Origin of the sequence: Winogradskya consettensis (assembly GCF_018332715.1) — a bacterium.
In the GTDB taxonomy this organism is placed as follows: domain Bacteria; phylum Actinomycetota; class Actinomycetes; order Mycobacteriales; family Micromonosporaceae; genus Actinoplanes; species Actinoplanes consettensis.
The window spans coordinates 329,673-352,906 of record NZ_BOQP01000017.1; the positions used below are offsets into that span (position 1 = coordinate 329,673).

General features: G+C 73.0%; 13 protein-coding genes. 12 read left to right on the forward strand and 1 reads right to left on the reverse strand.

Translation table 11 applies throughout. The features are described 5' to 3' along the window. Positions 1-16: 16 nt before the first annotated feature. Positions 17-1,387 carry a B12-binding domain-containing radical SAM protein gene (locus tag Aco04nite_RS18685; protein WP_212998495.1) on the forward strand — a complete coding sequence of 457 codons (1,371 nt, stop codon included), beginning with the start codon at positions 17-19 and terminating at the stop codon, positions 1,385-1,387. Here Aco04nite_RS18685 and Aco04nite_RS18690 read toward each other — a convergent pair. Then, the gene (locus Aco04nite_RS18690) at positions 1,343-1,921 is read right to left on the reverse strand and encodes a TIGR03086 family metal-binding protein (RefSeq protein WP_212998496.1); all 579 of its coding nucleotides are present in this window, start codon (positions 1,919-1,921) and stop codon (positions 1,343-1,345) included. The genes Aco04nite_RS18685 and Aco04nite_RS18690 overlap by 45 nt on opposite strands. 23 nt (positions 1,922-1,944) lie before the next feature. On the opposite strand from Aco04nite_RS18690, the gene Aco04nite_RS18695 reads away from it, so the two are divergent. From Aco04nite_RS18695 to recQ, 11 genes are all read left to right on the forward strand, one after another. Then, positions 1,945-2,358: a MarR family winged helix-turn-helix transcriptional regulator gene (locus Aco04nite_RS18695; protein ID WP_212998497.1), complete on the forward strand. Its 414-nt coding sequence runs from the start codon at positions 1,945-1,947 to the stop codon at positions 2,356-2,358. Positions 2,359-2,556: 198 nt separating this feature from the next. After that, positions 2,557-3,873, forward strand: coding sequence for a hypothetical protein (locus Aco04nite_RS18700; RefSeq protein WP_212998498.1), 1,317 nt, complete (start codon positions 2,557-2,559; stop codon positions 3,871-3,873). 474 nt (positions 3,874-4,347) lie between these two features. Further along, complete coding sequence (locus Aco04nite_RS18705) at positions 4,348-5,226, forward strand: DUF4132 domain-containing protein (RefSeq protein ID WP_244876093.1); 879 nt, start codon at positions 4,348-4,350, stop codon at positions 5,224-5,226. Further along, on the forward strand, positions 5,223-9,926 hold the full coding sequence (locus Aco04nite_RS18710; RefSeq protein ID WP_212998499.1) for a hypothetical protein: 4,704 nt from the start codon (positions 5,223-5,225) through the stop codon (positions 9,924-9,926). The genes Aco04nite_RS18705 and Aco04nite_RS18710 overlap by 4 nt, the downstream gene beginning before the upstream one ends. After that, positions 9,923-11,044: an ATP-binding protein gene (locus tag Aco04nite_RS18715; RefSeq protein ID WP_212998500.1), complete on the forward strand. Its 1,122-nt coding sequence runs from the start codon at positions 9,923-9,925 to the stop codon at positions 11,042-11,044. Before Aco04nite_RS18710 ends, Aco04nite_RS18715 begins: the two co-directional genes overlap by 4 nt. Next, the gene (locus Aco04nite_RS18720; RefSeq protein ID WP_244876094.1) at positions 11,037-14,420 is read left to right on the forward strand and encodes a DUF5682 family protein; all 3,384 of its coding nucleotides are present in this window, start codon (positions 11,037-11,039) and stop codon (positions 14,418-14,420) included. Before Aco04nite_RS18715 ends, Aco04nite_RS18720 begins: the two co-directional genes overlap by 8 nt. Positions 14,421-14,461: 41 nt before the next feature. Next, complete coding sequence (locus tag Aco04nite_RS18725) at positions 14,462-16,300, forward strand: SWIM zinc finger family protein (RefSeq protein ID WP_212998501.1); 1,839 nt, start codon at positions 14,462-14,464, stop codon at positions 16,298-16,300. A 294-nt stretch (positions 16,301-16,594) separates the two neighbouring features. Beyond that, positions 16,595-17,911 (forward strand): polyprenol phosphomannose-dependent alpha 1,6 mannosyltransferase MptB, encoded by a 1,317-nt coding sequence (gene mptB / locus Aco04nite_RS18730; RefSeq protein ID WP_212998502.1) that lies wholly within the window; start codon positions 16,595-16,597, stop codon positions 17,909-17,911. After that, positions 17,908-19,059: a glycosyltransferase 87 family protein gene (locus tag Aco04nite_RS18735; RefSeq protein WP_212998503.1), complete on the forward strand. Its 1,152-nt coding sequence runs from the start codon at positions 17,908-17,910 to the stop codon at positions 19,057-19,059. The genes mptB and Aco04nite_RS18735 overlap by 4 nt, the downstream gene beginning before the upstream one ends. Next, positions 19,034-20,641, forward strand: a complete 1,608-nt coding sequence (locus Aco04nite_RS18740) for a PHP domain-containing protein (protein ID WP_212998504.1) — start codon at positions 19,034-19,036, stop codon at positions 20,639-20,641. Before Aco04nite_RS18735 ends, Aco04nite_RS18740 begins: the two co-directional genes overlap by 26 nt. Positions 20,642-20,691: 50 nt before the next feature. Next, on the forward strand, positions 20,692-22,551 hold the full coding sequence (gene recQ / locus Aco04nite_RS18745) for a DNA helicase RecQ (protein WP_212998505.1): 1,860 nt from the start codon (positions 20,692-20,694) through the stop codon (positions 22,549-22,551). Positions 22,552-23,234: the final 683 nt, after the last annotated feature.

Genomic DNA, 23,234 nt, shown 5'->3' on the forward strand with positions numbered 1-23,234 from the left:
TTTCTACCGTGACGGCATGCGAGTCACGATGATCCTTCCCGCGCTGACCGAGGCGACCAGCCCGCTGTTCCGGCCGATCAAGTATTCGCTGTTCCCGCCGCTGGGCCTGGCCACGCTCGCCGGCTACCTGAGCCCGGACGACGAGGTGCGCATCGTCGACGAGCACGTCGAGCGGGCCGATCTCACCGACGACCGGCCGGACGTCGTGGTGATCCAGGTGTACATCACGTCGGCGCGGCGCTCGTACGAGCTGGCCGACCAGTACAGGGCCCGTGGCGTCTTCGTCGCCCTCGGCGGCCTGCACGTGACGTCGTTGCCGGACGAGGCCGCCGCGCACGCCGACGCGATCTTCCTCGGTCCCGGCGAGGACACCTGGCCGCAGTTCCTGGCCGATCACCGGCGCGGCGAGGCTGCCCCGCGCTACGAGTCCACCACGCGGACGCTGCAGGGTCTGCCCCCGATCCGGCGTGACCTGATCAAGCGCGAGCGGTACCTCGTGCCGAACTCGATCGTCGTGTCCCGGGGCTGCCCGCATCACTGCGACTTCTGCTACAAGGACGCGTTCTTCGAGGGCGGGAAGTCGTACTACACACAGGCGGTCGACGACGCGCTCGCCGAGATCGACCGCCTGCCGGGCAAACACCTGTATTTTCTCGACGACCATCTGTTCGGCAACCGCCGTTTCGCCGAGGCCCTGTTCGAGGGCATGAAGGGCATGGGCCGGGTCTGGCAGGCGGCGAGCACGGTCGACGCGGTGCTCGCCCCCGGTCTGGTCGAGAAGGCGTACGCCGCCGGACTGCGCAGCATGTTCGTCGGCTTCGAGACGGTCAACGAGGCCAACCTGACCGAGCAGCGCAAACGCCAGAACGTGGGCCGTGACTACGACGCGGTCGCCCGCCGCCTGCACGACGCGGGCGTCATGGTCAACGCCAGCTTCGTCTTCGGCATGGACGGCGACGGCCCCGACGTCTTCGGCCGCACCGTCGAATGGGCGGTCGGCGCGGGCCTGGAGACGGCAACGTTCCACATCATGACGCCGTACCCGGGCACCGCCCTCTACAAGCGGATGCAGGCCGACGACCGGATCGTGCACCACGACTGGGACCTCTACGACACCCGGCACGTCGTCCACCGCCCGCGCGGGATGACCCCTGAGCAGCTCGAAGCCGGCTACTGGCAGGCATACCGGGACTTCTACCGGTGGGGCAACATCTGGCGCGGGGCGAGTGCGAAGCCGTTGCCGGACCGGATGCGGCATCTCGCGTACGCCGGGGGGTGGAAGAAGTTCGAACCGCTCTGGGACGCCCTGATCCGCTCCCGGCAGGTCCTGCGCGCCCTCCCGCTACTGGAGACCACCCTGAACCGCATGCGGGTCGCGGCCCAGTAGGAGCAGTATCCGGTCGAGGGTGCCGGCGTCGTCCGGCACCGGCAGGGCGGGCGCGAAGGACACCCTGTTCTCCTTCGGCACGGCCTCCGCGACCACCAGCGCCGCGTCGAGCACGCCGGGGGCGAGCTGCCAATCGACGCCGATCGTGCGGGCGACGTCCCACCCGTGCACCACATAGTCGACCAGGTGGAATCCGACGGCGATCCGCCCGGGCAGGACCCGGCCCAGCTCGGGCAGGGCGAAGGGTCGCTCCAGGACGCCGGTCACGGCAAAGGCATCCAGGACCGGATCAACCGCTTGTGCGTACGCCGTGAGCGGCTCTCCGGTGTCGTCAGGTCCCCAGATCGCGAGGTCGTCGCCGTGCCCGTTCGCCGCGGCGGCGAATCCCCGGTGCTGGGCGGTCATGTGCGCCAGGAGGGCCCGCAGGTCCCACCCCGTGCACGGCGTGGCCAGGGTGAGATCGGCGGTCGTGGCCCGGGCGACCACGTCGGCACTTCCGCGGGTCGCCAGGGCATCCGCCTCAATGATGTGCATTCGCTTACTATAAGCTTGCGCACATGGATTCCGACAGGCCCGACCTCGGGGAAATGGTGATGCGGCTCGGCCGTCGCCTGATCGCGATGGAGCAGCCGATCCTGGCCGGGCACGAGCTGTCCATGTGGGGCTACGTGGTGCTGACCGCCCTGAGCCGCCGGACGGTGCGCACACAGGCGGCGCTCGCCACGGCCATCGGTGCGGACAAGACACGCCTCATCCCGATCCTCGACGACCTGCAACATCGCGGACTGATCCACCGGGAACCCGATCCGGCGGACCGGCGTGTGCGGCTGCTCGCCCTCACCCCGGCCGGAACCAGCCTGCACCAACGGATCCAGACCGCCATCCGCGCCGCCGAGAACGACCTCCTCGCCACACTCTCCGAATCGGACCGCCACGGCTTCCTCGCCGCCCTCCGCGCGCTGCACTCCTGATCTCACCGCACCCAGCGGTTGCTGTCGGTCAGTCACGGCCCGCGCTGCTGGACTCCCCACCGGGCTGCTGGACTCCCAACCGGGCTGCTGGACACCCCGCCTGGCCGCTGGACTCCCAACCGGGCTGCTGGACTCCCCGCCTGGCTGCTGGACTCCCGCCGGGCCGCCTCACGACCGCTGGGCTGTTAGCGTGCGGCCATGGCGGAGAAGGCGGCGGGGCAGCGGGTCGGTGAGCTGGTGGTCGCCGGGTTGGTCGGGGCTCTGGCAGGGGCTGCGATTGCCGGGCGCAGGGGTTCGCGGGCCGCGGTGGCCGGTGGGCTGGTGGGGACGGCGGCGTTGATGGCTTCCGAAGCCGTGGCGCGGGTCCGGCAGCGGCCCGGGGAAATCCCGCCGTGGTGGTCGCGGGTAATCATGAGCGGGGCGATCGCAGCACCGCTCGGCTGGCTCGGCGCCAGGGTGACCGGGTCCGGGTCCGGGTCCGGGTCCGGGCTGGCGAGCGGGGCAGGGCCGGTGGCCGTGGGGCTTGTTGCCGGGGCGGTGGCCGGGGCGCTCGGGTTGCGGCCGCAGAAGGTGGTGCTCGGGCCGGTGGCCGGGGCTGCCGTCGGCGTGGCCTGGAGGCTGGCCGGTGGACCGTCGGCGCCGCCTGCCGCCGTGGCGGCAAGTGCCGTGGTCGGATTCCGGGTGCTGTCGGCGCTGCTGTTCCGCGACCCGCAGGTGGGCCTGCTCGCCGAACGGGTGCGAGCCGCGGACCTGCCGTTCGTGGTCCCGCTCGAGTCGCGCACCCGCTACGTCGGCGTCGACTACGTGCGCACCCTCGCCGAGGTCATCGGCGGCACCTACGAGGCGAACGCCGCGGACGTCGGGATCGTCGGCTCACTCGACGACCTGGCCGGCCCGCAGTTCGACCCGGCCGGCGTGGATCCGCTGGTGCGCGAATTCTACGAGCGCACCACCCGCTTCACCCTCGACATCGTCCCCGAGTGGCGACTCTGGGTGCGCCCCGGCTACCTGCTCTACCGCAGCCTGGTGGCCCGCCCGGTCGGCCAGGCCAACGTACCCATGAACCAGCGCGAAACCCTCCGCGGCGTCCGCAGCCGCATCGACACGATCACCCCCGACGGCGGCGGCGCGGTCGGCGTACGCGGCTGGATCCGCTCCTACGCCGACACCGACGAACCGATCTACGTCGGCATCTACACGACGTACCGCCACGACGACCACGGCTACGTCAGCGTCGGCTTCCCCGTCCCGCACGGCAGCTTCACCGCCACCCTGCTGCCCCTCCCCCGCCCCGGCGGCGGCCTGATCCTGACCAGCCACAGCGACCTCGCCCACCCCGGCCACTACCTGACCTACATCGATCCGGAAACCCGCGACCTCACCACCCTCGCAGTCCCCGGCTTCACCGAACGCCTCGACGTCCACACCGACAACGGCCAACTCCGCGCCGACCACGCCTTCACCCTCTACGGCCTGCCATTCATGACCCTGCACTACACGATCCGCCGGCGCTGATCCGGCAGCGATGGTGACGGTCGACGTCATGAACAACGCGGGCTGTGCACGTTCGGCCCCGGTCCACAGCCACCCGGGAGACTTCCCGAGCAGAGTGGTGCAACCGAGGGCGCATGACCAGAGGCAGCGCCGGCCGCCCTACCAGGGAATCTCCTGTGATCGGACCAGCCATCCGATCCACCGTAGACCGGCCTGCCGCGATCGCAGCCACTGCGGCGAGTGAATCCGCGTGGCCGTAGCTGTGCAGGGTGGCTTCCGGAGAGGAGACACCACAGGCACCTTCGGCGACAGCGTCATCCGCCAACTCCTCGAACGGCTTGTCGCCCACAGCGAGCGCCCGCTGATCGGTGTGCAAGCACCGTCCTGCCGGAGTTCCCGCAGGAAACGATCGTCGCAACCCACCCCGACCGGCCTCGGGCCCGGGAGAAATGTCGGGGGTCGGTGGCACAATCCGCGGCACGCTTCGATGAGGGGATGTCCATGGGGTGGGTGGCTGCGGGGGCCGGCTATGAGGTCAGTCTTGACCAGGGGAAAGTCGTGGCGCGGACGGCGCAGGGCAAGGCCTTGAGGAGCGTGCCGAAGGCGGTCCGGGAGCACGAGGCGGTGGTGGGGCTTCGGCAGCTCGTGGAGTGGCTGCGGCGGCATGAGGCGTCGTGCCGGGCGGAGGTGGAGCGGTGGATGATCCGGTCGCTGCCGGTGCCGGCTGTGCTGATCGGGCAGGTGTGGGCCGATGAGGTGTGGCGGGCCGTGCTGCGGGATCTTGTTGTCGTTCCGGTGACCGCCGGGGGCGAGTGGGATGTCGCCGGGGCGGGGTTCCTGCGGGACGCCGGTGCTGACGGGGTGCTCGGCATCGTCGACCTCGATGGGGAGTCCACTCGGATCGCTACGGCCACCGTCGCGATCCCGCATCCGGTGCGGCTGCCCGATCTCGGTGATCTGCGGGAGTTCGCCGCCGATCTCGGCGTGCAGCAGGGCCTGCTGCAGTTGTTCCGGGAGGTCTGGCACAAGCCTGTCGACGAGGCGGGGCATCGCCGGGAGATCGCGCGTTACGCCGATGCCCGGTTCAAGGAGCTTCGGCACGCCCAGACCCGGGCCACCTCGGCGGGCTACCGCGTGCAGGGTGGCACAGCCGTCTGCAAGGTGTGGGAAGCGGGCGTCACCGTGGTGGCGGCGGTCTGGATCGGTGACGGTGACCCGTCGTGGGAGGCGGAGACGTCCGAGCTGGAGTTCACCGACGCGGCCGGGAAGGCGATCCCTCTGCTGGACGTGCCGCCTGTCGCGTGGTCGGAAGGGTTACGGATGGCTGCGACCCTGCACGCCGGTCGCGTCACCGATGAGGACGGCACCCGATGAGTGACGTGCTGCTGGAGGCCGGTGCCGTTCTGCCCGGCCCGCCCGGGGACGGCGCCCTCGATGCCGTTGCCGCCCGCTCCTATCGGCACCCGGTCCTGGAGGGCCGCACGGTGGTGCGGCTGGTCGGGGCGGCTGTCGGTGCCGCCGAGGATCTGAGCATGGAGTTCCTCGGTTTCGCCCCCGCCGGTGAGCCGGTCGCGGTCGGGCACGCGCGGCGCCAGGCGCTGGGTTTCCCGGCCTGGGCGCTCGTGCACGACCCTGCCAACGGGCGGCACGCGCTGGCGCTGGTCAAGGAGATGGAGAAGCTCGCCCGGGTCGCCACCGGCAAGCCCGGCAACGCGAAGGACGGCTACGACGCGCTCGCCCGGCGGCTCGACGCCGCCGCGCCGCAGTTCCTGCCGACTTTCTGGGAGCAGGCGGGCCGGGCGTTCACCGCCGCCGGCAACGCACGGATGGCGGGGACCTGTTTCACGGCGGCGCGCCGTGCCGAGCAGGTCCACGGCCTGGTCGTCGACGAGGACCGGGTGCGCGACGTGCATCTGGAGTTCGCGTTCGCCGGGGCGCTCACGGCGGCCATGCTCGCCGAGTACACCCGGGGCGTGGTCGACCGGCGGGCTGCTTCCGAGGCGTACGAGCTGGTGAAAAGCCTTGCCCTGCAACGGGTTGCGGGCGGGCTGTCACCGCACGTCTCGATGGCGGCCGATCTCGCCCGGCTGGCGAAGGCAGCGGGTCGCGATCCCGAGGCGGAGACCGACGAGGTCGTCACCCGGCTGCTGAGCTTCCCCGCGATGGGCCGCGCCCACCCCTCGGTGTGGAAGGCCTACCGCAAGAGCCTGGTGCGTCTCGGCAGGCGCGACGCCGCGATCCGCGCCCGGCTGCTGGAGATCGTCCCCGAGCCGCCCGGCTACAACACCGACATGACCGACCAGTGGCTGGAGCTGCTGTCCGCCTCGGGCGCCGACGCGGCCCTGACGACGGTGGCGGCCGGGTTCACCCCGGGTCTTGCGAGCCGCTGGCTGGAACGCCTGCTGGCCCGGCGGCTCGCCGGGCGCAAGATCCGCAGCGAGCGGCTGCTGGCGCTGGTGGAACGGATGATTCCCCGGCTGGTCGCGGACGACGGCGTGCAGCTGGCCGCCTCGTCGTGGACCGCCGAGCTGGACGTGCTCGACCTGTGTGTCGCCGGCGGTGTCCGGGTGGGCATCGGGCCGGGTCACCGGGGTTCGGGCTTCGACGTCGCGGCGTGGTCGCAGGACGAGGGTGCCGGGCGCCGCGACCTGGCGGCGATCGCCGCCGATCCGGGGCTGCGCCCGGCGCTGGCACTCGGGGTCGGCGACGCGCTCTCCCGGCTCCGCACCGGCACGAGTCTCAACAGTCCCGCTCTGCCGGTGCGGACCCTGGAGCTCGCGTTCAGCGCCGCCGGTGTCCGCGACGTGCTCACCGGCCTGATCCTGGAACGCACCGGGCGGGCCGGCGACGCCACGATCACCGCGCTCGACGCCGACCTGAGCGGCCTGGCGCCGCTCTGGTCACCCGCGGGCATGGCACTCGCGCCCGGCGGGTTCCGGCGGCTGCACGAGCTCGACGCCGCGGCCGTGGTGGCGCGGACGCTGCGCGCCGGGCTGCTGGCGGAGCTCTGCTGGCCCGCCTACGAAGCTGTCGCCAAGGAGAAAAAGGGCATCCAGATCGGCGCCGCGTGGCCGCAGCTGGTGGTCCACGACCAGCAATCGGCGCACGTGATCGAGCCGGACGGCGCGACCACCGAACACGCGTTCCGTTACCCGGCGGCGGGGCAGCGGATGGCGCCCAGCGCGTACACACGGGTGTCCTGTCTTCATGCCGACGGCGACCTGATCGTGTCCTGGCAGAGTGAGCACGGCCCAGCCGCCTACTGGGCGTCGCGACCGGCGGAGCTGACCGGCGCCGACTGGCAGTTGCAGCGGCCGGGGTGGGGTGTGCCGGCGACACCGCTGCCGCTGCCCGGCGGGGGTGTCACCACCGGCGCCCAGCCCGTGCACGCCGGGGACGCCCGCGGTCCCGGCCACGCCTATCCGATGGTGAGCGACGGGCAGGCGTTCTGGCGCTGCGAGTGGGAGCGCGGCGACTCCGGCGACCACGCCTGGCGGTGGCGGGAGTTCGACCCGCTGACCGGCGACGGTGGCCGGGTCAGCGTTCCCGCGTTCCTCGCCGGTGCCACCGGGGAGCTGGTCGCCGAGGCGAGCCGGCTGCATCCCGCGCCGAAGGAGTTCGCGGCGTCGCCGCTGGGATGGCACGACGGCCTGATCGGCTGGCGGGTCACCACCACCGCCTCCGGGACCCAGACGGGTGAGGGCGTCGACGGCCGCCGGGTCACGCTCTCCGGGGTCGACGGCCGCGACGAACCGCTCGTGGGTGCCGTCACAATGCCCGGCTCGGCGGCGCCGCTGCCGGTGACCCGGCGGCCCGGTTACCCGGGCGGGCGGATGCGGGTGTGGACGGCCGACGGCGGGCACGTGCTCGCCGAGGTCGGCGAGCAGACCATGACGCTGCCGCCGTTCGAGTGGTGGCACGCGTTGCGGGCCCGTGACGAGGCCGGCTCGGCAGCGCTGCGGGCCATCGACGAGACCACCTCGGCGGCGCTGCTCGCCGTCGACGACACGGTGTCCGGGACGGTCCGGGTCAAGGAAGCGGTCGCGGCCAACGTCGCGGCGCACCTGCCCGAGGTCACCGACACCGTCCTGCGGGCCCGGGTCGTCGAGGTGGTCGCCCTCGCCGTGCGGATGCGCCGCCGGATCGCCGAGATCCCCCGCCACCTGGGAGCGCAGGCGGCACCCGAACGTCCGCTGCCGGCCGTCACCGACTCGGCCATCCGGCTGGCCTGGGACGGGCTGACCCGGACAACCCACAACTACTACTCCGGGCCGTCCGGGCCCCGGCATCAGATCCTCGAGCAGGTGACCGCGGTGGGCGAGCTGCTGGCCGGCTCCGACCTGCACGGCGACATCCCCGCGGCCACCGCCGGCTGGACGGCCCTGCTCACCGGTCTCGGCGCGGTCGCCCTGCGCGCGGCGTCCGCGGTGACCACCGACGCCGACCGGATGGCCCTGACCGCGCTGCTCACCGCGATCGCCGGCACGCCCCTCGCCGGTGACGGGCCGCCGCTGCGCGTCCTGGAGCTGACCCTGCCACGGATGACCGCGTCGGAGGTCGTCGTGCACCGCGACGGACCGCAGGTCACCGTGCTGTTCCCACCCGAGCAGCACTACACCGCGGGCGGATACTCGTGGAGCCAGGACGCCGTCCAGGTCTCCCCCACCGGGGTCTTCACCCTTCCCCCCGATCTGACCGTACGCAACGAGGTGCGGCCCGGTGGCCGACTGGGTGGCGCGCGGCTGACGGCGTTCTGCACCCTGCTGGCCGAGCGCGGGCCGGCACCGTGGCGCCCGGAGGCGGCCGAGGCGCTGGCCGCCGCGACCGGCATGACCCGGGCCGAGGCGACGCTGCTGCTGGCGGGGCTGCCCGGGATCCAGGTGTGGGAGGCCAACTTCCTCACCCCGGAGCAGCGTGCGACGCTCGGCCTCACCTCGGCGCAGGCCAAGGTCGCCCGGGCCGCCCTGGTGAAGCTGCATGCCGAGCGCGTCGCGTTGCTGGACGCGGCGATGCCCGCCGACCCGGCCGGCCTGTGGGAGCGGGGGCCCGACGTCGACGCCGTCGCTCAGGAGTGGATCCGGCTGCGGGGACGCCGGATCGCCGTGCCGGAAGAGCTGGTCGCGGAGCTGGCGCGGGTCATCGACGACGCCCGGGCCGCGGCGGTGCTGCAGGCGATCGCGGGGCCGCAGGACGGTGACTGGCTCAGCACCGACGGCCGGTCACGCATCGTGTCGTACCACGACGTGCGGACCGAGGCGGACGGCGGCGAGCCGTTCGACGAGATCTGGCTGCACGCCGTCGCGGTCGCCCTGCCGTGGCTGGCGTACAGGCTGTCCTGGGACGACCCGCTGCGGGCCGCGCTGCCCGGCGCGCTGGAGTTGGTCCGGGCCCGGCTGCGCAACCCCCACCTGCTGGCCGGCACCGGGGTCCACCCGGTGACCGAGCGCCCGGACGCCGGCCCCGCGCTGGTCGACGGGCACGCGATGCACAGCTTCGTGACCCACCACGTCGTCCCGGCGAAGCTGACCGGCGACGACGATCCGGCCCTCGGCTTCGTCGACGACGGCACCGCGACGGCGCTGCGGATCCTGCTCTCCGGCTGGATCGACGGCGTCGTGTCCAGTCCCGACGATGCCTCCGGGGAGCCGCACGACCCCCGGGTCAGCGTCCCGCACCTGGTCGCCGAGGCGGCCGAACGGTTCGGGTGCGACAGCGCTGTGGCGGCGTACTATCTGCAGCTGCTCGCCCTGCCCGACCCGACCGACAAGGCGGTCCAGGCGTGGAACGGCTGGAAACCCGCCGCTCTGCGCAAGGCGCAGGAAGCGCTCACCACCGCGGGTCTGGTGGTGGCGGCCAAGCGGGAACGAGCCGGGCGGCCGGTGTTCCTGCCGGGTGGCTGGCTGCCGGCCCGGGCGCCCCGGTTGCCGGTGGAGACCTGGAAACAGTCGCTGTACGTCGAGGCCGGCAACCGGCGGGTCGTGCCCCTGGCCCTGCCCGAGCTGTTCGCCGCGGCGTGGAGCAGGGTCACCGCCGGCGACGTCCCCCGCTACCACGACCTGAAGGAACAGCCGTGACCGCCGTCCGCCAGATCGATCCGCCCGAGCACCTGCACGCCGGGGAGCTGACGTTCCTCGCCGCGGCCGACGACGGCCGGCGCCCACCGGGCTGGCACCTGACCCCGCGCGCGGTGGTGACCTTCGTCTGCGGTTCCGGCGGCCTCCCGGTGCCGGGGCCCGGCGGGAGCCGGGTCATCGACGCGAAGTTCGTCGGCGAGCGGGCCCTGGTCGAGCGTTGCGTCGTCACCCTCGCCGGCGAGCGCGGGTTGCTGCTGGTCGGCGAGCCCGGCACCGCGAAATCGATGCTGTCGGAGCTGCTCGCGGCGGCGATCTGCGGCACGAGCGCCCTGGCCGTGCAGGGCACGGCGGGCACCAGCGAGGACCAGCTGAGGTACGGCTGGAACTACGCGTTGCTGCTCGCGAAGGGACCGTCTGCGGAGTCACTGGTGCCGTCGCCGATCCTGACCGCGATGACGACCGGCGCGGTGGCCCGGGTCGAGGAGATCACCCGGTGCCTCCCGGAGGTCCAGGACGCCCTCGTCTCGATCATGTCCGAGCGCCGCATCACCGTGCCCGAGCTCGCGGGGCAGGACGGCGCGGTCGGCTACGCCGTGCCGGGCTTCTGCCTGATCGCGACCGCGAACCTGCGCGACCGCGGGGTGTCGGAGATGTCCGCGGCGCTCAAACGCCGGTTCAACTTCGAGGTCGTGCCGCCCATCGCCGACTTCGATGCCGAGGTCGCCCTGGTCACCCGGCAGGCGACGGCGGCGGTCGAGCGCGGCGGTGCCACGTTCGCCGTCGACGAGGACGTGCTGGCGATCCTGGTGACGGCGTTCCGCGACCTGCGTACCGGCCGCAGCGCCGAAGGCTGGGAGGTCGAACGCCCGTCGTCGGTCATGAGCACCGCCGAAGCGGTCGCGGTCGCCGCCTCGATCGGGCTCGCCGCCGCGTACCTGCCCGGCCCTGACCCGCTGTCGCTGCTGCCCGGGCAACTGCTCGGCGTGGCCCGCAAGGACGACCCCGCCGACGCGGCGCGGCTCCTCGCGTACTGGGACGGGGCCCTGCGGCGGCGGGCCGAGGCAGGCTCGCGATCGTGGCGTCAGCTGTGGGAGCACCGGGACGTGCTGCGTGACTGATCCCCGAGCCGTCGTCGAGGAGCTGGCCGGGGACGACCGGGTGCAGCTGATCGGCGTACGCCATCATTCCCCGGTCCTGGCCGTCGCCGTGCCCGCCCTGCTCGACGCGTTCGCCCCGGAGACGGTGCTGGTGGAGCTCCCCGCGGAGATGCAGCCGTGGGTGCGCTGGCTCGCCGATCCGGGCACCACCGCCCCGGTGGCGCTCGCGGCGGACGCGCACGTCTTCTACCCGTTCGCCGACTTCAGCCCGGAGCTGGCAGCGTTGCGCTGGGCTCAGCGCAACGGCGTACCCGTGATCTGTTGCGACCTGCCGCTCACCGACCCCGACTGGGAGTCCGGGCGGGAGGATCCGTCCGGGCCGTCGCTGGGCGCGGTGGTGCGGACGGCGCTGACCGGGCGGGACGACGACGACCTGTGGGACCGGCTGATCGAGGCGGGTGCGCCCGGCAGCACCCCGGAGGGTGTACGGCGGGCCGCGCTGGCCGCCGGGTGGGCGTTGCGGCACAACACCGCTGTGGGCCCGCTGGATCTGCGGCGGGAGGCGTGGATGCGAGGACACATCACGCGTACGCCCGGACGGGTCGCCGTCGTCGTCGGCGCCTTCCATGCCCCGGCGTTGCTCAGCGGTCCCTTGCCGGAGGAGGCGTCATCCCCTGGTCCGGCGCCGGTGATCTCCCTGGTGCCGTACACGTTCGGCCTGCTCGACGCCCGGTCCGGCTATCCGGCGGGCATCCGCGATCCCCGCTGGCAGCAGGCGGTCCACGACTGCGGCGCCGATCCTGCCCGGATCCGTTCCGCGGTGGGGGCGTTCGCCGTCGAGGTCACCCGCGAACTACGCGCCCAGGGTCACCCGGCCGGCCCGGCCGAGGCGGCCGAGGTCACCCGTCTCGCCGCGGACCTGGCGGGAATGCGCACGCTACCGGCACCGGGGCGCGGCGAACTCGTCGAAGCCCTGCAGACCGTCCTCGCCCAGGGCTCCCCGGCCGGCGTGGGCCGCGGCGTCGCCCAGGCCATGGAGACCGTCCTGATCGGACGGCAGCGCGGCCGGCTCCCCGCGGGCGCCCCCGTCACCGGTCTGCGTCCCGCCGTCGAGCGGGAGCTCGCCCGGCTGAAACTCCCCGGCCCCGGCCGGCCCGCCGAGCGAATCCGGCTCGACCCGCTGCGCTCCCCGACCGACCGCGTCCGCGACCTGACGATCCGCCGGCTCACCGCCTGCGGCATCCCCTACGCCACCCCCGGCACCGCCGGTCCCGCCGTGGGTGGCGAGTCGCTGACCAGCACCTGGCGGGTCGAATGGACCCCCGGCATTGATGCGGCACTCGCCCTCGTCGGCCTGCACGGCGTCACCCTCGCCCACGCCGCCGAAGGCATGCTGACCACCCGCCGCCACCGCGAGACCCGGGCCGGCGGCCCCACCCCGGAGCAGTCCCTCACCGGCCTCGAAGCGGCAGCGTCCTGCGCCGCCACCACCCTCACCCACGCCCGCCTCACCGACCTGCGGCGCTCCGTCTGCCACACCGGCACCGTCACCCAGCTCGTCACCGCCCTCCACCTCCTCACCCGCCTCGGCAAAGGCCACTTCCCCAGCCTCGCCCCCGCCGCCCTCGGTACTGCCGTCGCGGAAGCTCGTGCCGACCTGCACGCGGCGGCGGTCGCCGCCGTGGCCGGGACCGCCGGCTCGACCCGCGTCGAGGACGCCCGTGCCCTCTACGACCTGGTCCGCGCCGCCGACGAGGCCGGCCTGCTGCTCCGGCTGAGCCACACGATCCGCGCCCTGACCCGCGACGGCTCTCCCCTGATCCGCGGAGCAGCTGCCGCGGTCGGCGTCCTGACCGGCTACGAGGAGCCCAGCGCCTTCGGTCATCGCCTCGCCTCCTGGGTCACCCTGCCCGGCACCGCGGCGACCGACCGGCTACGCGGCGCCCTCAGCGTCGCCGGTGCGCTCCTGCAATCCGGTGACGAGATCCTCACCCCGCTGCTCACCACGATCGACAACCTCCCGGACGACGATTTCGTACGCCGCCTGCCCGCCCTGCGCGGTGGCTTCGACGCCCTCACCCCCGCCGACCGCGACCGCCTCCTGACCACCGTCACCGCCCGGCACGGGCCCCTCGACGAGCACCTCCCCACCGATGCCGCCACCCTCGCCACCTGGCTGTCGGCAGACCGGGCCGGCCTGGCAGCCCTGACCGCCCTCGCCCTCCCGCCCACCTCCGAATCTCCCCACCCGGCCCCCGCCGAGCTGTCTTTCTCCGCGCCGTCTTCCTCGGCCCTTCCCTCGACGATCACTGCTGAGCAGCGCTGGCGGCTGTTGCTGGGCCGCGAGAGCGACCAGCTCCCGGCCCGGCAGCGACGGCTCGCGACCGCGCTCGACGAGCTCTACGGCGCCGGGCACGGCGAGGGTGCGTGGACGGCGGGTGGCGGTGGCGGGCAGGAGGCCGCGTACCCGCAGGTTCGTGACTGGCTCGACGAGCTGCAGGCGCTCTTCGGCGCCGATGTGCGCGACGAGGTCCTCGCCCGGGCGGCCGAGCACGGCAGGCTCGACGCGGTGCTGGCCGCCGACCCGGAGCGGGTCCGGCCCTCGATCGACCTGCTGCACGCCGTGCTGTCCCTGGCCGGCGGCCTGCCCGAGGCGCGGCTGGCGCGGTTGCGGCCGCTCGTCGCCCGGCTCACCGCGGAGCTGACCGCGCAACTGGCTCGCAGGATCCGCCCGGCGCTCACGGGCCTGGGGACGTCACGGCCGACCCTGCGCCCCACCGGACGCCTCGATCTGGCGGCTACGGTGCGGCGCAACCTGCACACCGTACGAGCGGATGCGGCCGGACGACCGCAGCTCGTCCCGGAGCGGCCGGTCTTTCGCACCCCCGGCCGGCGCAGCGTCGATTGGCAGGTCATCCTCCTGGTCGACGTCTCCGGCTCGATGGAGCAGTCGACGATCTGGGCGGCCCTGACGGCGTCGATCGTGGCGGGGGTGCCGGCCCTGCGCACCCATTTCGTGACGTTCTCGACCGAGGTCATCGACCTGACCGACCGCGTCACCGACCCGCTCTCCCTCCTGCTGGAGATCCGCGTCGGCGGCGGCACCCACATCGCGGCCGCTCTGCGCTACGCCCGGCAGATCGCCCTCGTGCCCAGCCGCACCCTGGTCATCACGATCAGCGACTTCGAGGAGGGCTTCCCGCTCGGCGGTCTCCTCACCGCGACCCGCGCCCTGACCGACGACGGCATCACCCTGCTCGGCTGCGCCAGCCTCGACGACCGCGGCGCCCCCCGCTACAGCACCGGCACAGCCGCCCAGCTGGCCGCAGCCGGCATGCCCGTGGCAGCGCTCAGCCCCACCGAACTGGCCCGCTGGATCGGAGACCAGATCCGATGACCCAGCCGTCCTTGACCCCGCCGCCAGAGACCCAGTCGCCGGTGACCCAGCCACCAGTGACCCCGCCGTCGGTGACCCAGTCGCCGGTGGCCCTGCCACCGGTTCCCGCCGCCGTCACCGCCGATGCGGTGTCCGTGCTTCCCGCTCGCCTGCGCAGCCGCCTCGATCAGAGCGTCGCCCAGGCCACCACCTGGCCCGTCCGGCAGGCCGGCGCCCAGATCACGGTCCACCCCGACGACCGGACAACCATCACCCTCAGCACCCCGGTCACCACCCCGGCCGACGCCACTTGCAGCTGCCTGCTGTCCCCCCGATGCCTGCACCGCGCCGCCGTCCTCAGCGCAGCCCCCGTCGCGCCCGCCGAACCGGCCCCCAACCCCCAGGTCGCCGCGGCGCTCCCACCGGCACAGGTCAGTGACGCTCAACGAGACGCGGCCCGCGGGCTGTGGTCGGCCGCGGCCGCGGTGCTCTCCACCGGAATCCCCGGAGCCGGCGCGGTCGCCCAGGCCGACCTGCTCCGGGCCGTCCACCAGGCCAGAGCCACAGGCCTCCACACCCCCGCAACGTACGCGATCCGCGTCGTCGAACACCTGCGCTCGGCCCACCACGACAACCCCGCATTCCGCCTGTCCACCCTCACCGACGACCTGCGCGACCTCCTCACCGCCTGCCACCGCGTATCCACCGGCGACGCCTCGGCAACCGGTGTCGCCCGCCGCGACTACGAACCCGTCGGCGACCTACGCCTCCACGGCCTCTTCTGCGAACCCGTACGAGCAGCAACAGGCCACGCCGGCGCCGTCACCTACCTCGCCGACGCGAACGGCCGCCTGTGGGTGATCTCCGACATCAAACCCGCCACCCCGGATACAGCGGCCCAGATCTCCCCGACGGGGGCTCCGGTGGACCTCGGCGAGGTTCGGCTCAGCCATCACGACCTGTCCCGCGCGGGCCTCCTGGCGGTCAACGCCCATGCCTCCCCCTCCGGCCGCCTCAGCCACGGCCGCGCCCGCCAGGCGGTGCGGGCCACCGGCAGCAGTTGGTTCGACCCCCCACTGGCCACCCTCTGGACCGACGACCACCGGACGCAGACCGACCGCTGGCTGCAGGCCGCGACCCTGCCCGACCACGCCCGCCCCGCCACCCACGACCTGGCCTTCCTGGACGGCACGATCCTCGGTTCCGACCACCGCGGCCTCCTCCTCTCCACCGACCGCCGCGACGCACTCCCCTCCTCCGGTCGGCATACCGCCGACGAACGCCCGCGCACGGTCGTGGTGACCGCCCCCTACGACGACCCGTCCCTGCCCTACGTCGCCAACCTGCGAAAGCTGGCCACCCACGCCACCGGGTCCCGCATCCGCCTCATCGCCCGCTTCACCGGCCCGCGCCGGGTCGCCGCCCTCGCCTTCACCGCCGGCTGGCTCCCGACCCGGCACGGCGGCCACCTCGATCTGGGCACCACCTCCCTCACCCGCACCGACCTCCCCACCGCCACACCCCCGGCCCAGCCCATCCCTGGACCGGAAGCGGAACCGCTGAGGAGCGGCGGCACCGGTGATGGCGGGGAGGCGGTGGCGGGGCCGCCGCTTCATCTGGTGCGGTACCGGCTCGAGCGGGTGGTTGCGGGCGGGCGTTCGGCACTGGTGTCGGGTGTGGCGGATGATTCGCGGCGGCTTGCGGCTGCTCAACTCGGGACGGCGGTGGCGGTTGTTGACGGGCTCGGGGCGGCGGGTGTGCGGCGTACCCGGGATGTGTTCGGGCGGCTGGATCCGCATGATGCGGAACGGCTGGCTGTGGCCTGGCTGACCGCGGCCGTTTACGAGCTGGCCGCCGGGCGGGAGATGATCAGGGCCGCCTGGGACACCGGTTCGCTGTGAGCGCGGAGCAGCAGGGGCCAGGACCGCCGTGTGCCGTGGGTGCGGAGTCGCTGTAGGTCAGGCCGGGAGGCTGCGGGCCGGGAGGCTGCGGGCCGGGAGGCTGCGGGCCGGGAGGCTGCGGGCCGGGAGGCTGCGGGCCGGGCTGAAAAGCAGCGGGCCGGGCTGAAAAGCAGCGGGTCGGGCTGGGAAGCTGTGGGTCGGGCTGGGAAGCTGCGGGCGGGGCGACAAGCGCGCGACCGGGGGGCGTCACCCGGCGTACCGCGGGTGGACATGTTGGGCTGTCACGGTGCTGCCGTGCGCAGCGATCACGCTCTGGCCACCGCGACCGGTGGTGCCGGTTCCCTGCTGGTCGCCGCCGGGGGGACCCTGGGCCGCGGCGGGCTGACCTGCGCCTACGCGGGGCTGACCCTGATGCTGCTCGGCTGGTGGTGGTACGGGCGGGCGGGGACGGCGGCACCGCGGCACGGGTGGGCGACCCTCGGCATCTGGGCGGGTCCGTTGCTGGTGGCGCCGCCGTTGTTCAGCCGGGACGTGTACAGCTATCTCGCGCAGGGGCTGCTGGCCGGTTCGGGGCATGACGTCTACCGGGACGGTCCCGCCGTGCTCGGTGGGCAGGTGGCCGCGCTGGTTCCGGAGATCTGGCAGCACACGCCGGCCCCGTACGGTCCGGTGGCCCTGCTCGCGTCGCGGACGGTGACCGCCGTGACCGGTGAGCACGTGGGTGCCGGGGTGTTCGGGATGCGGCTGGTCGCGGTTGCGGGGCTTGCGCTGCTGGCCGTCACGCTGCCGCGGCTGACCCGTGACGGGAGGGCGTGGTGGCTGGTGATCCTCAACCCGCTCGTCCTGATCCACCTCGTCGGCGGTGCCCACAACGATGCCCTGATGGTCGGCCTGCTCGCCGCCGGGCTGGCCGCCGCCCTGCACCGGCACCCGGTTGCCGGCGCGGTCCTGGTCACGATGGCCGCCCTGGTCAAGGCGCCGGCTGCGCTCGGGCTGGTGGCAGTGGCGATCATCGGGGCGGATTCGCTGCGCGCCACGCACCAGGGCCGGGGAGCCGGGCGGTGGGCAGGGGTGAATGCCTGGGCTGTCACGGCTGCGGTGGCAGGGGTGACGACGGTGGTGGTGACGGCTGTGGCGGGGAGCGGGTACGGGTGGGTCGGGGCGCTCGGGACGCCGGTGTCGGCCGGGAACTGGTCGTTGACCGGGGTGCTCGGGCGGGTGACCGCGCAGGGGGTGGGGTCGCCGTTCGCGATCGAGGTGTGGCGGTGGGCGGGGGTGCTGGCCACTGTGGTGTCGGCGGGGCTCGTCTGGGCGTACCGTGAGCGCATCGGGGCCTTGCCCGGTCTTGGCCTGGCGTTGCTCGCAGTGGTCATTTTCGGTCCTGCGCTGCGGCCCTGGTATGTGATCTGGGCGCTCGTGCCGCTCGCCGTCGTCCCGGCCGCGCATCGCGGGCTGGCCCTGCTCAGCGCCGTGCTGACGCCGGTGGTGCTGCCGGACGGTTACGCGGCGGACCGCGGTGAGGTGCTCCTGGCCGTTCTCGGCGCCCTGCTCGGCGTGGCCGCGTTCGCCCTGGCCACCACCGCGACCCCGGCATCCCGGGCACTGCGATGAAAAAGCTTGCCCTCGTCACCGGTGCGGCGATCGCCGTCGGAGTATTCCTGGTGACCGTGCCGACGTTCCGGCACTTCTTCGACCTGGGTGTCTATCGTGGCGCGGTGCGGTTCTGGCTGCTCGACGGCGAGCCGCTCTACGAATACCGATACCAGGACTCCGAGTACGGCTTCACGTACCCACCGTTCGCCGCGCTGGTCATGAGCCCGCTCGCCCTGACCTCCTGGCCCGTGGCGATCGTGACGTCCGTGGTCGTGAACACCGCGGCCACGCTCACCCTGTTGCGTTGGTGGCTGGGTCGGCGCGCGTGGTGGATCACCTCGCTGCTCCTCCTCGCGATGCTGATGTTCGAACCGGCCCGCGACACGTTCAGTTTCGGTCAGGTCAACCTCGTCCTGCTGCTCCTGGTCTGCGCCGACCTGCGAACGCTGGCCCGCGGGGAAGCCGGCGTGCGGGCACTGACCGGGGGCGGCAGATGGGCGGGCGTCGGCATCGGACTGGCCGTCGCGATCAAGCTGACCCCGGCCGTCTTCGTGCTGTATCTGCTGGTCACGCGGCGATGGCGGGCGGCCGCCGTCGCCTCGGGCACGGCGGCGGGGGCGACGCTGCTGGCCGCCGTACTCGCTCCGGATGCTTCCGTGGCGTTCTGGACGGACGCGGTGTGGGACACGAGCCGGGTCGGGCGGCTGGCGTACGTGTCGAATCAGTCGCTGCGTGGGGTCATCGCCCGGCTGGAGCTGCCCGCGGCCTGGTGGGCGGTCCTGGTCCTGGCCGTGCTGACCTGCTGGTTCGTGCGGGTGCGCCGCGCCGACGCCGTGACCGGGTTCGCGCTGACCGGGGCCCTCGCGTGCCTGGTCAGCCCGGTCACGTGGGTGCACCATCTGGTCTGGCTGCTGCCGGCCCTGTTTCTGGTACGCCGCCCGTGGCCGCTCTGGATCCTCCTCAGCAGCAGCGTCGTGTGGCTGTGGTGGGCGGACCCCTCGGGGCCGGTGGCGTTCGCCGGCGCCAACGCGTACGTGTGGATCGCCCTGGGTCTGCTGCTGTTCCTCCCGGTCCGGCGTTCGCCTGATGATCATCCGGTGGACGGCTGGCGGTCGTCGGCGCGGCCTAGCGTCACGGGCCATGACATCGATTCCGCAGTGGGCTGATCCGGGCGTACCCGAAGCGGATCTGGATCCTCAGGGCCTGAACCGGCGCTCCCTGTTGCGCCGCGCGGGCCTGTTCGGGGCGGGCCTGTTCGGAGCAGGCTTCGCCGCGGCCTCGGTGGCGGGTCCCGCCGCACCCGCGGCAGCTTCTGACAAACAGCTTGATCAGTACGTCTACCTCGTCGGCGATCACCACGTGCACACGCAGTACAGCCACGACGCGAAGTACACGGTGTCGCAGGCCGCCGGGCGGGGTGCGCAGTTCGGTCTGGACTGGATGGTCTGCACCGAGCACAGCAACGTCGGGCACGAGGACTTCGGCGCCGTGCTCGAACGCGCCGACATACTCAAGGCGCGCGCCGAGAACCCGCGAACGCTGATTTTCCAGGGCCTCGAGTGGTACATCCCCGGCGCCGAGCACGCCACGGTGTTCACCGCGCCGGGTGAGGCCGAGGCCGAGGTGCTGCGCCAGTTCGAGAAGCTCTACGACGGCAAGCTGCTGCCGTCGTCCGACGAGAGCCTCGCGGTCGCCGCGCTGAAGTGGCTGGCCGCCTCCGGCAAGGACGCCCTGGTCCTGGCGAACCATCCGTCGCGGCTGGGCATCGACGCGCCGCACGAACTGCGCGCGTGGCGGGACGCGGCGCCCGGGATCATGATCGGCATGGAGGGCGCGCCGGGTGCGCAGGGCGCTGCCATCCCGGGCCTGCGGGGCGCGGCCAGCATCCGCGGCGAATACGAGAACAAACCGTCGGCCCAGTCGTACGCCGGGTACCCCGCGGACGCGTACGTGACGCACGGTGGTTTCGACTGGATGACCGCGACGGTCGGCGGTATGTGGGATTCCCTGCTGGCCGAGGGGAAACTGTTCTCGATCACCAGCAATTCCGACAACCACCGGACCGTCTTCGACACGCTGCGCAACGGTGACTTCCCGGCCGGGTCCACGTTCGACTCCACAGGCAGGATCCCGGACCCGATCGAAACCCACACGGCCCAGGCCGGCAGCGACTTCTGGCCGGGCCAATTCTCGCGTACGCACGTAGGTGTCACCCGGTACGGATACGCCGAGGTCATGGCGGGCCTGCGCGCCGGCCGCGTCTGGGTCGACCACGGCCAGCTCGTGGACGGCGTCGACGTACGCCTGACCTCGGCACACGGCCGATCGGCGACGCTGGGTGGCCGCATCTCCGCCCGGCGCGGCGAACGGCTGACCCTGACCGTGACTGTGACCAGCGCCTCCCGCCCCAATTTCCACGGCCTCCTCCCGCGCCTTGCCCACCTGGACGTCATCCGAGGTGCCGTTCGTGGCCCTTCCGCGGCGGATTCTTTCCTGGCGCCGGACACCCGCGTGGTGGAGAGCTTCGACACGTCGCGGCGCTCCGGGACGTACACGCTGAAGTTCCCGCTCGTGGCTTCTTCGTCCTCCTACCTGCGGCTTCGCGGTTCGGACGGGCGGCGGGGCGGTCCCGGGCTGCTCGGGCGGTCCATCGATCCGCACGGCCCGGTCCCGCACACCCCGGGTGACGGCGATCCGTGGCTCGACACCTGGCTCTACACGAACCCCATATTCATCGACGTCAGGTAGTTATCCACAGGGTGCGGAAGTCGTCCTGGCGAGTTCACTAAACTCGCGGGGTGACTTCCGCTCCCCCGCTCAGCGGCCCCGCTTCCGAGGTGCTCAACCGCGTCTTCGGCTACTCCGCGTTCCGCGGGGAGCAGCAGGAGATCATCGAGCACCTCATCGACGGTGGCGACGCGCTCGTGCTCATGCCGACCGGTGGCGGCAAATCGCTCTGCTACCAGATCCCGTCCCTGGTCCGCGAGGGCACCGGCATCGTGATCTCGCCGCTGATCGCGCTCATGCAGGACCAGGTCGACGCGCTGCGCCAGCTCGGCGTCAAGGCCGGCTTCCTCAACTCGACCCAGGACGTCAGCGAGCGCCGCCGCACCGAGCAGCAGTTCGTCGCCGGCGAGCTCGACCTGCTCTACGTCGCGCCCGAGGGGCTCGGCGTCCCCTCCACCCAGCGCCTGCTCGACCAGGGCAAGATCGCGCTCTTCGCCATCGACGAGGCGCACTGCGTGTCGCAGTGGGGCCACGACTTCCGCCCCGACTACCTCAACCTCTCGATGCTGCACGAGCGCTGGCCCGACGTGCCCCGCATCGCGCTCACCGCCACGGCCACCAGCGCCACCCGCGAGGAGATCGCGACCCGCCTCGACCTCGTCGGCGCCCGGCACTACACGGCCAGCTTCGACCGCCCCAACATCCAGTACCGCATCGTCGGCAAGCAGGAGCCCAAACGCCAGCTCCTCGAGCTGCTGCGCACCGAGCACCCCGGCGACGCCGGCATCGTCTACTGCCTGTCCCGCGCCTCGGTGGAGAAGACAGCCGAATTCCTCGTGCAGAACGGCATCGCGGCCCTGCCCTACCACGCGGGCCTCGACTCGGGCACCCGCGCCCGCAACCAGAGCCGCTTCCTGCGCGAGGACGGCCTGGTCATGGTCGCCACGATCGCGTTCGGCATGGGCATCGACAAACCCGACGTCCGCTTCGTCGCCCACCTCGACCTGCCCAAGTCCGTCGAGGGCTACTACCAGGAGACCGGCCGCGCCGGCCGCGACGGCCAGCCCTCCACCGCCTGGCTCGCCTACGGCCTGCAGGACGTCGTCCAGCAACGCAAGATGATCGAGACCTCCGACGGCGACTTCGCCCACCGCCGCAACCTCGCCGCCCACCTCGAAGCGATGCTGGCCCTCTGCGAAACGGTCCAGTGCCGCCGCGCCCAGCTCCTCGCCTACTTCGGCCAGGACTCCTCCACAGTCGCGGGCTGCGGCAACTGCGACACCTGCCTGAATCCCCCGGAGTCCTGGGACGGCACGGTCGCCGCCCAGAAACTGCTCTCCACGGTCCTGCGCCTGCAACGCGAACGAGGCCAGAAGTTCGGCGCCGGCCAGTCCATCGACATCCTCCTCGGCAAAACCACCGAGAAGATCACCCAGTTCCGCCACCACGAGCTGTCCGTCTTCGGCATCGGCAGCGACCTCCGCGAGCAGGATTGGCGCGGCGTCGTCCGCCAACTCCTCGCCCAGGGCCTCCTGGCCGTCGAAGGCGAATACGGCACCCTCGCCCTCACCGACGCCAGCTCCACCGTCCTGCGCCGCGAACGCCAGGTCATGATGCGCCGCGAACCCGAGCGCACCAAGGCCCCCCGAGCCCGCCGCGCCTCAAGCAGCTCGGGTGGCTCCGGTGCAGCCCCGGCCGCCGACCTCGACCCCGCCGCCACCGCCCTCTTCGAACACCTCCGAGCCTGGCGAGCCGCCGCCGCCAAGGAAACCGGCGTCCCGGCCTACGTCATCTTCCACGACGCCACCCTGCGCCAGATCGCCTCCACCAAGCCCGGCTCCCTCGCCGAGCTCTCCACCATCAGCGGCGTCGGCGAAAGCAAACTCGCCAAGTACGGCCAACAGGTCCTGGAGGCCCTCACCACCGACTGACAGCAACCGGGTGCTCCTCGAGCCCGCGGCCGGCCGGGCATCCCAGAAGCCGGCGTCGTGGCTTGCCCGCCGAGGGCGCGCACCCTGCCCGCCGAGTGCGCGCACCCCGCCCGGAAAGCCCGGCCGTGGCCGTCACTCACGACCGCCCGGCCCGTCCGGAGACCGCCACCCTCCTAGCGGTGCTGCGTGCCGTGCGGCCACTGGTCGGGGCCGGCCGACCGTCGCCGGCGCGCGCTCGACGGGCATCCCAGCACCCGTCGTCAGGACGGGTGCTCAACTCAAGCGTCAGCGCGGGCGGGCCACGGGTTACCCGAACACGATCAGCGCCTCGATCGGCGCCCGCCCGCACAACGCGGCAGCGTCAAGGTCACCGACCTCGGCGCCACCCTGCACCTCGACAGCGGCACCCGCCCGCCCACCACACCGGCGTCCCCGGACCTGTCGTCAGCGCGGGTGCCCGGCTCACGTCCTCAGCACGGGTGCCCGGCTCACGTCCTCAGCGCGGGTGCCCGGCTCACGTCCTCAGCACGGGTGCCCGGCTCACGTCCTCAGCGCGGGTGCCCGGCTCACGTCCTCAGCGCGGGTGCCCGGCTCACGTCCTCAGCGCGGGTGCCCGGCTCACGTCCTCAGCGCGGGTGCCCGGCTCACGTCCTCAGCGCGGGTGCCCGGCTCACGTCCTCAGC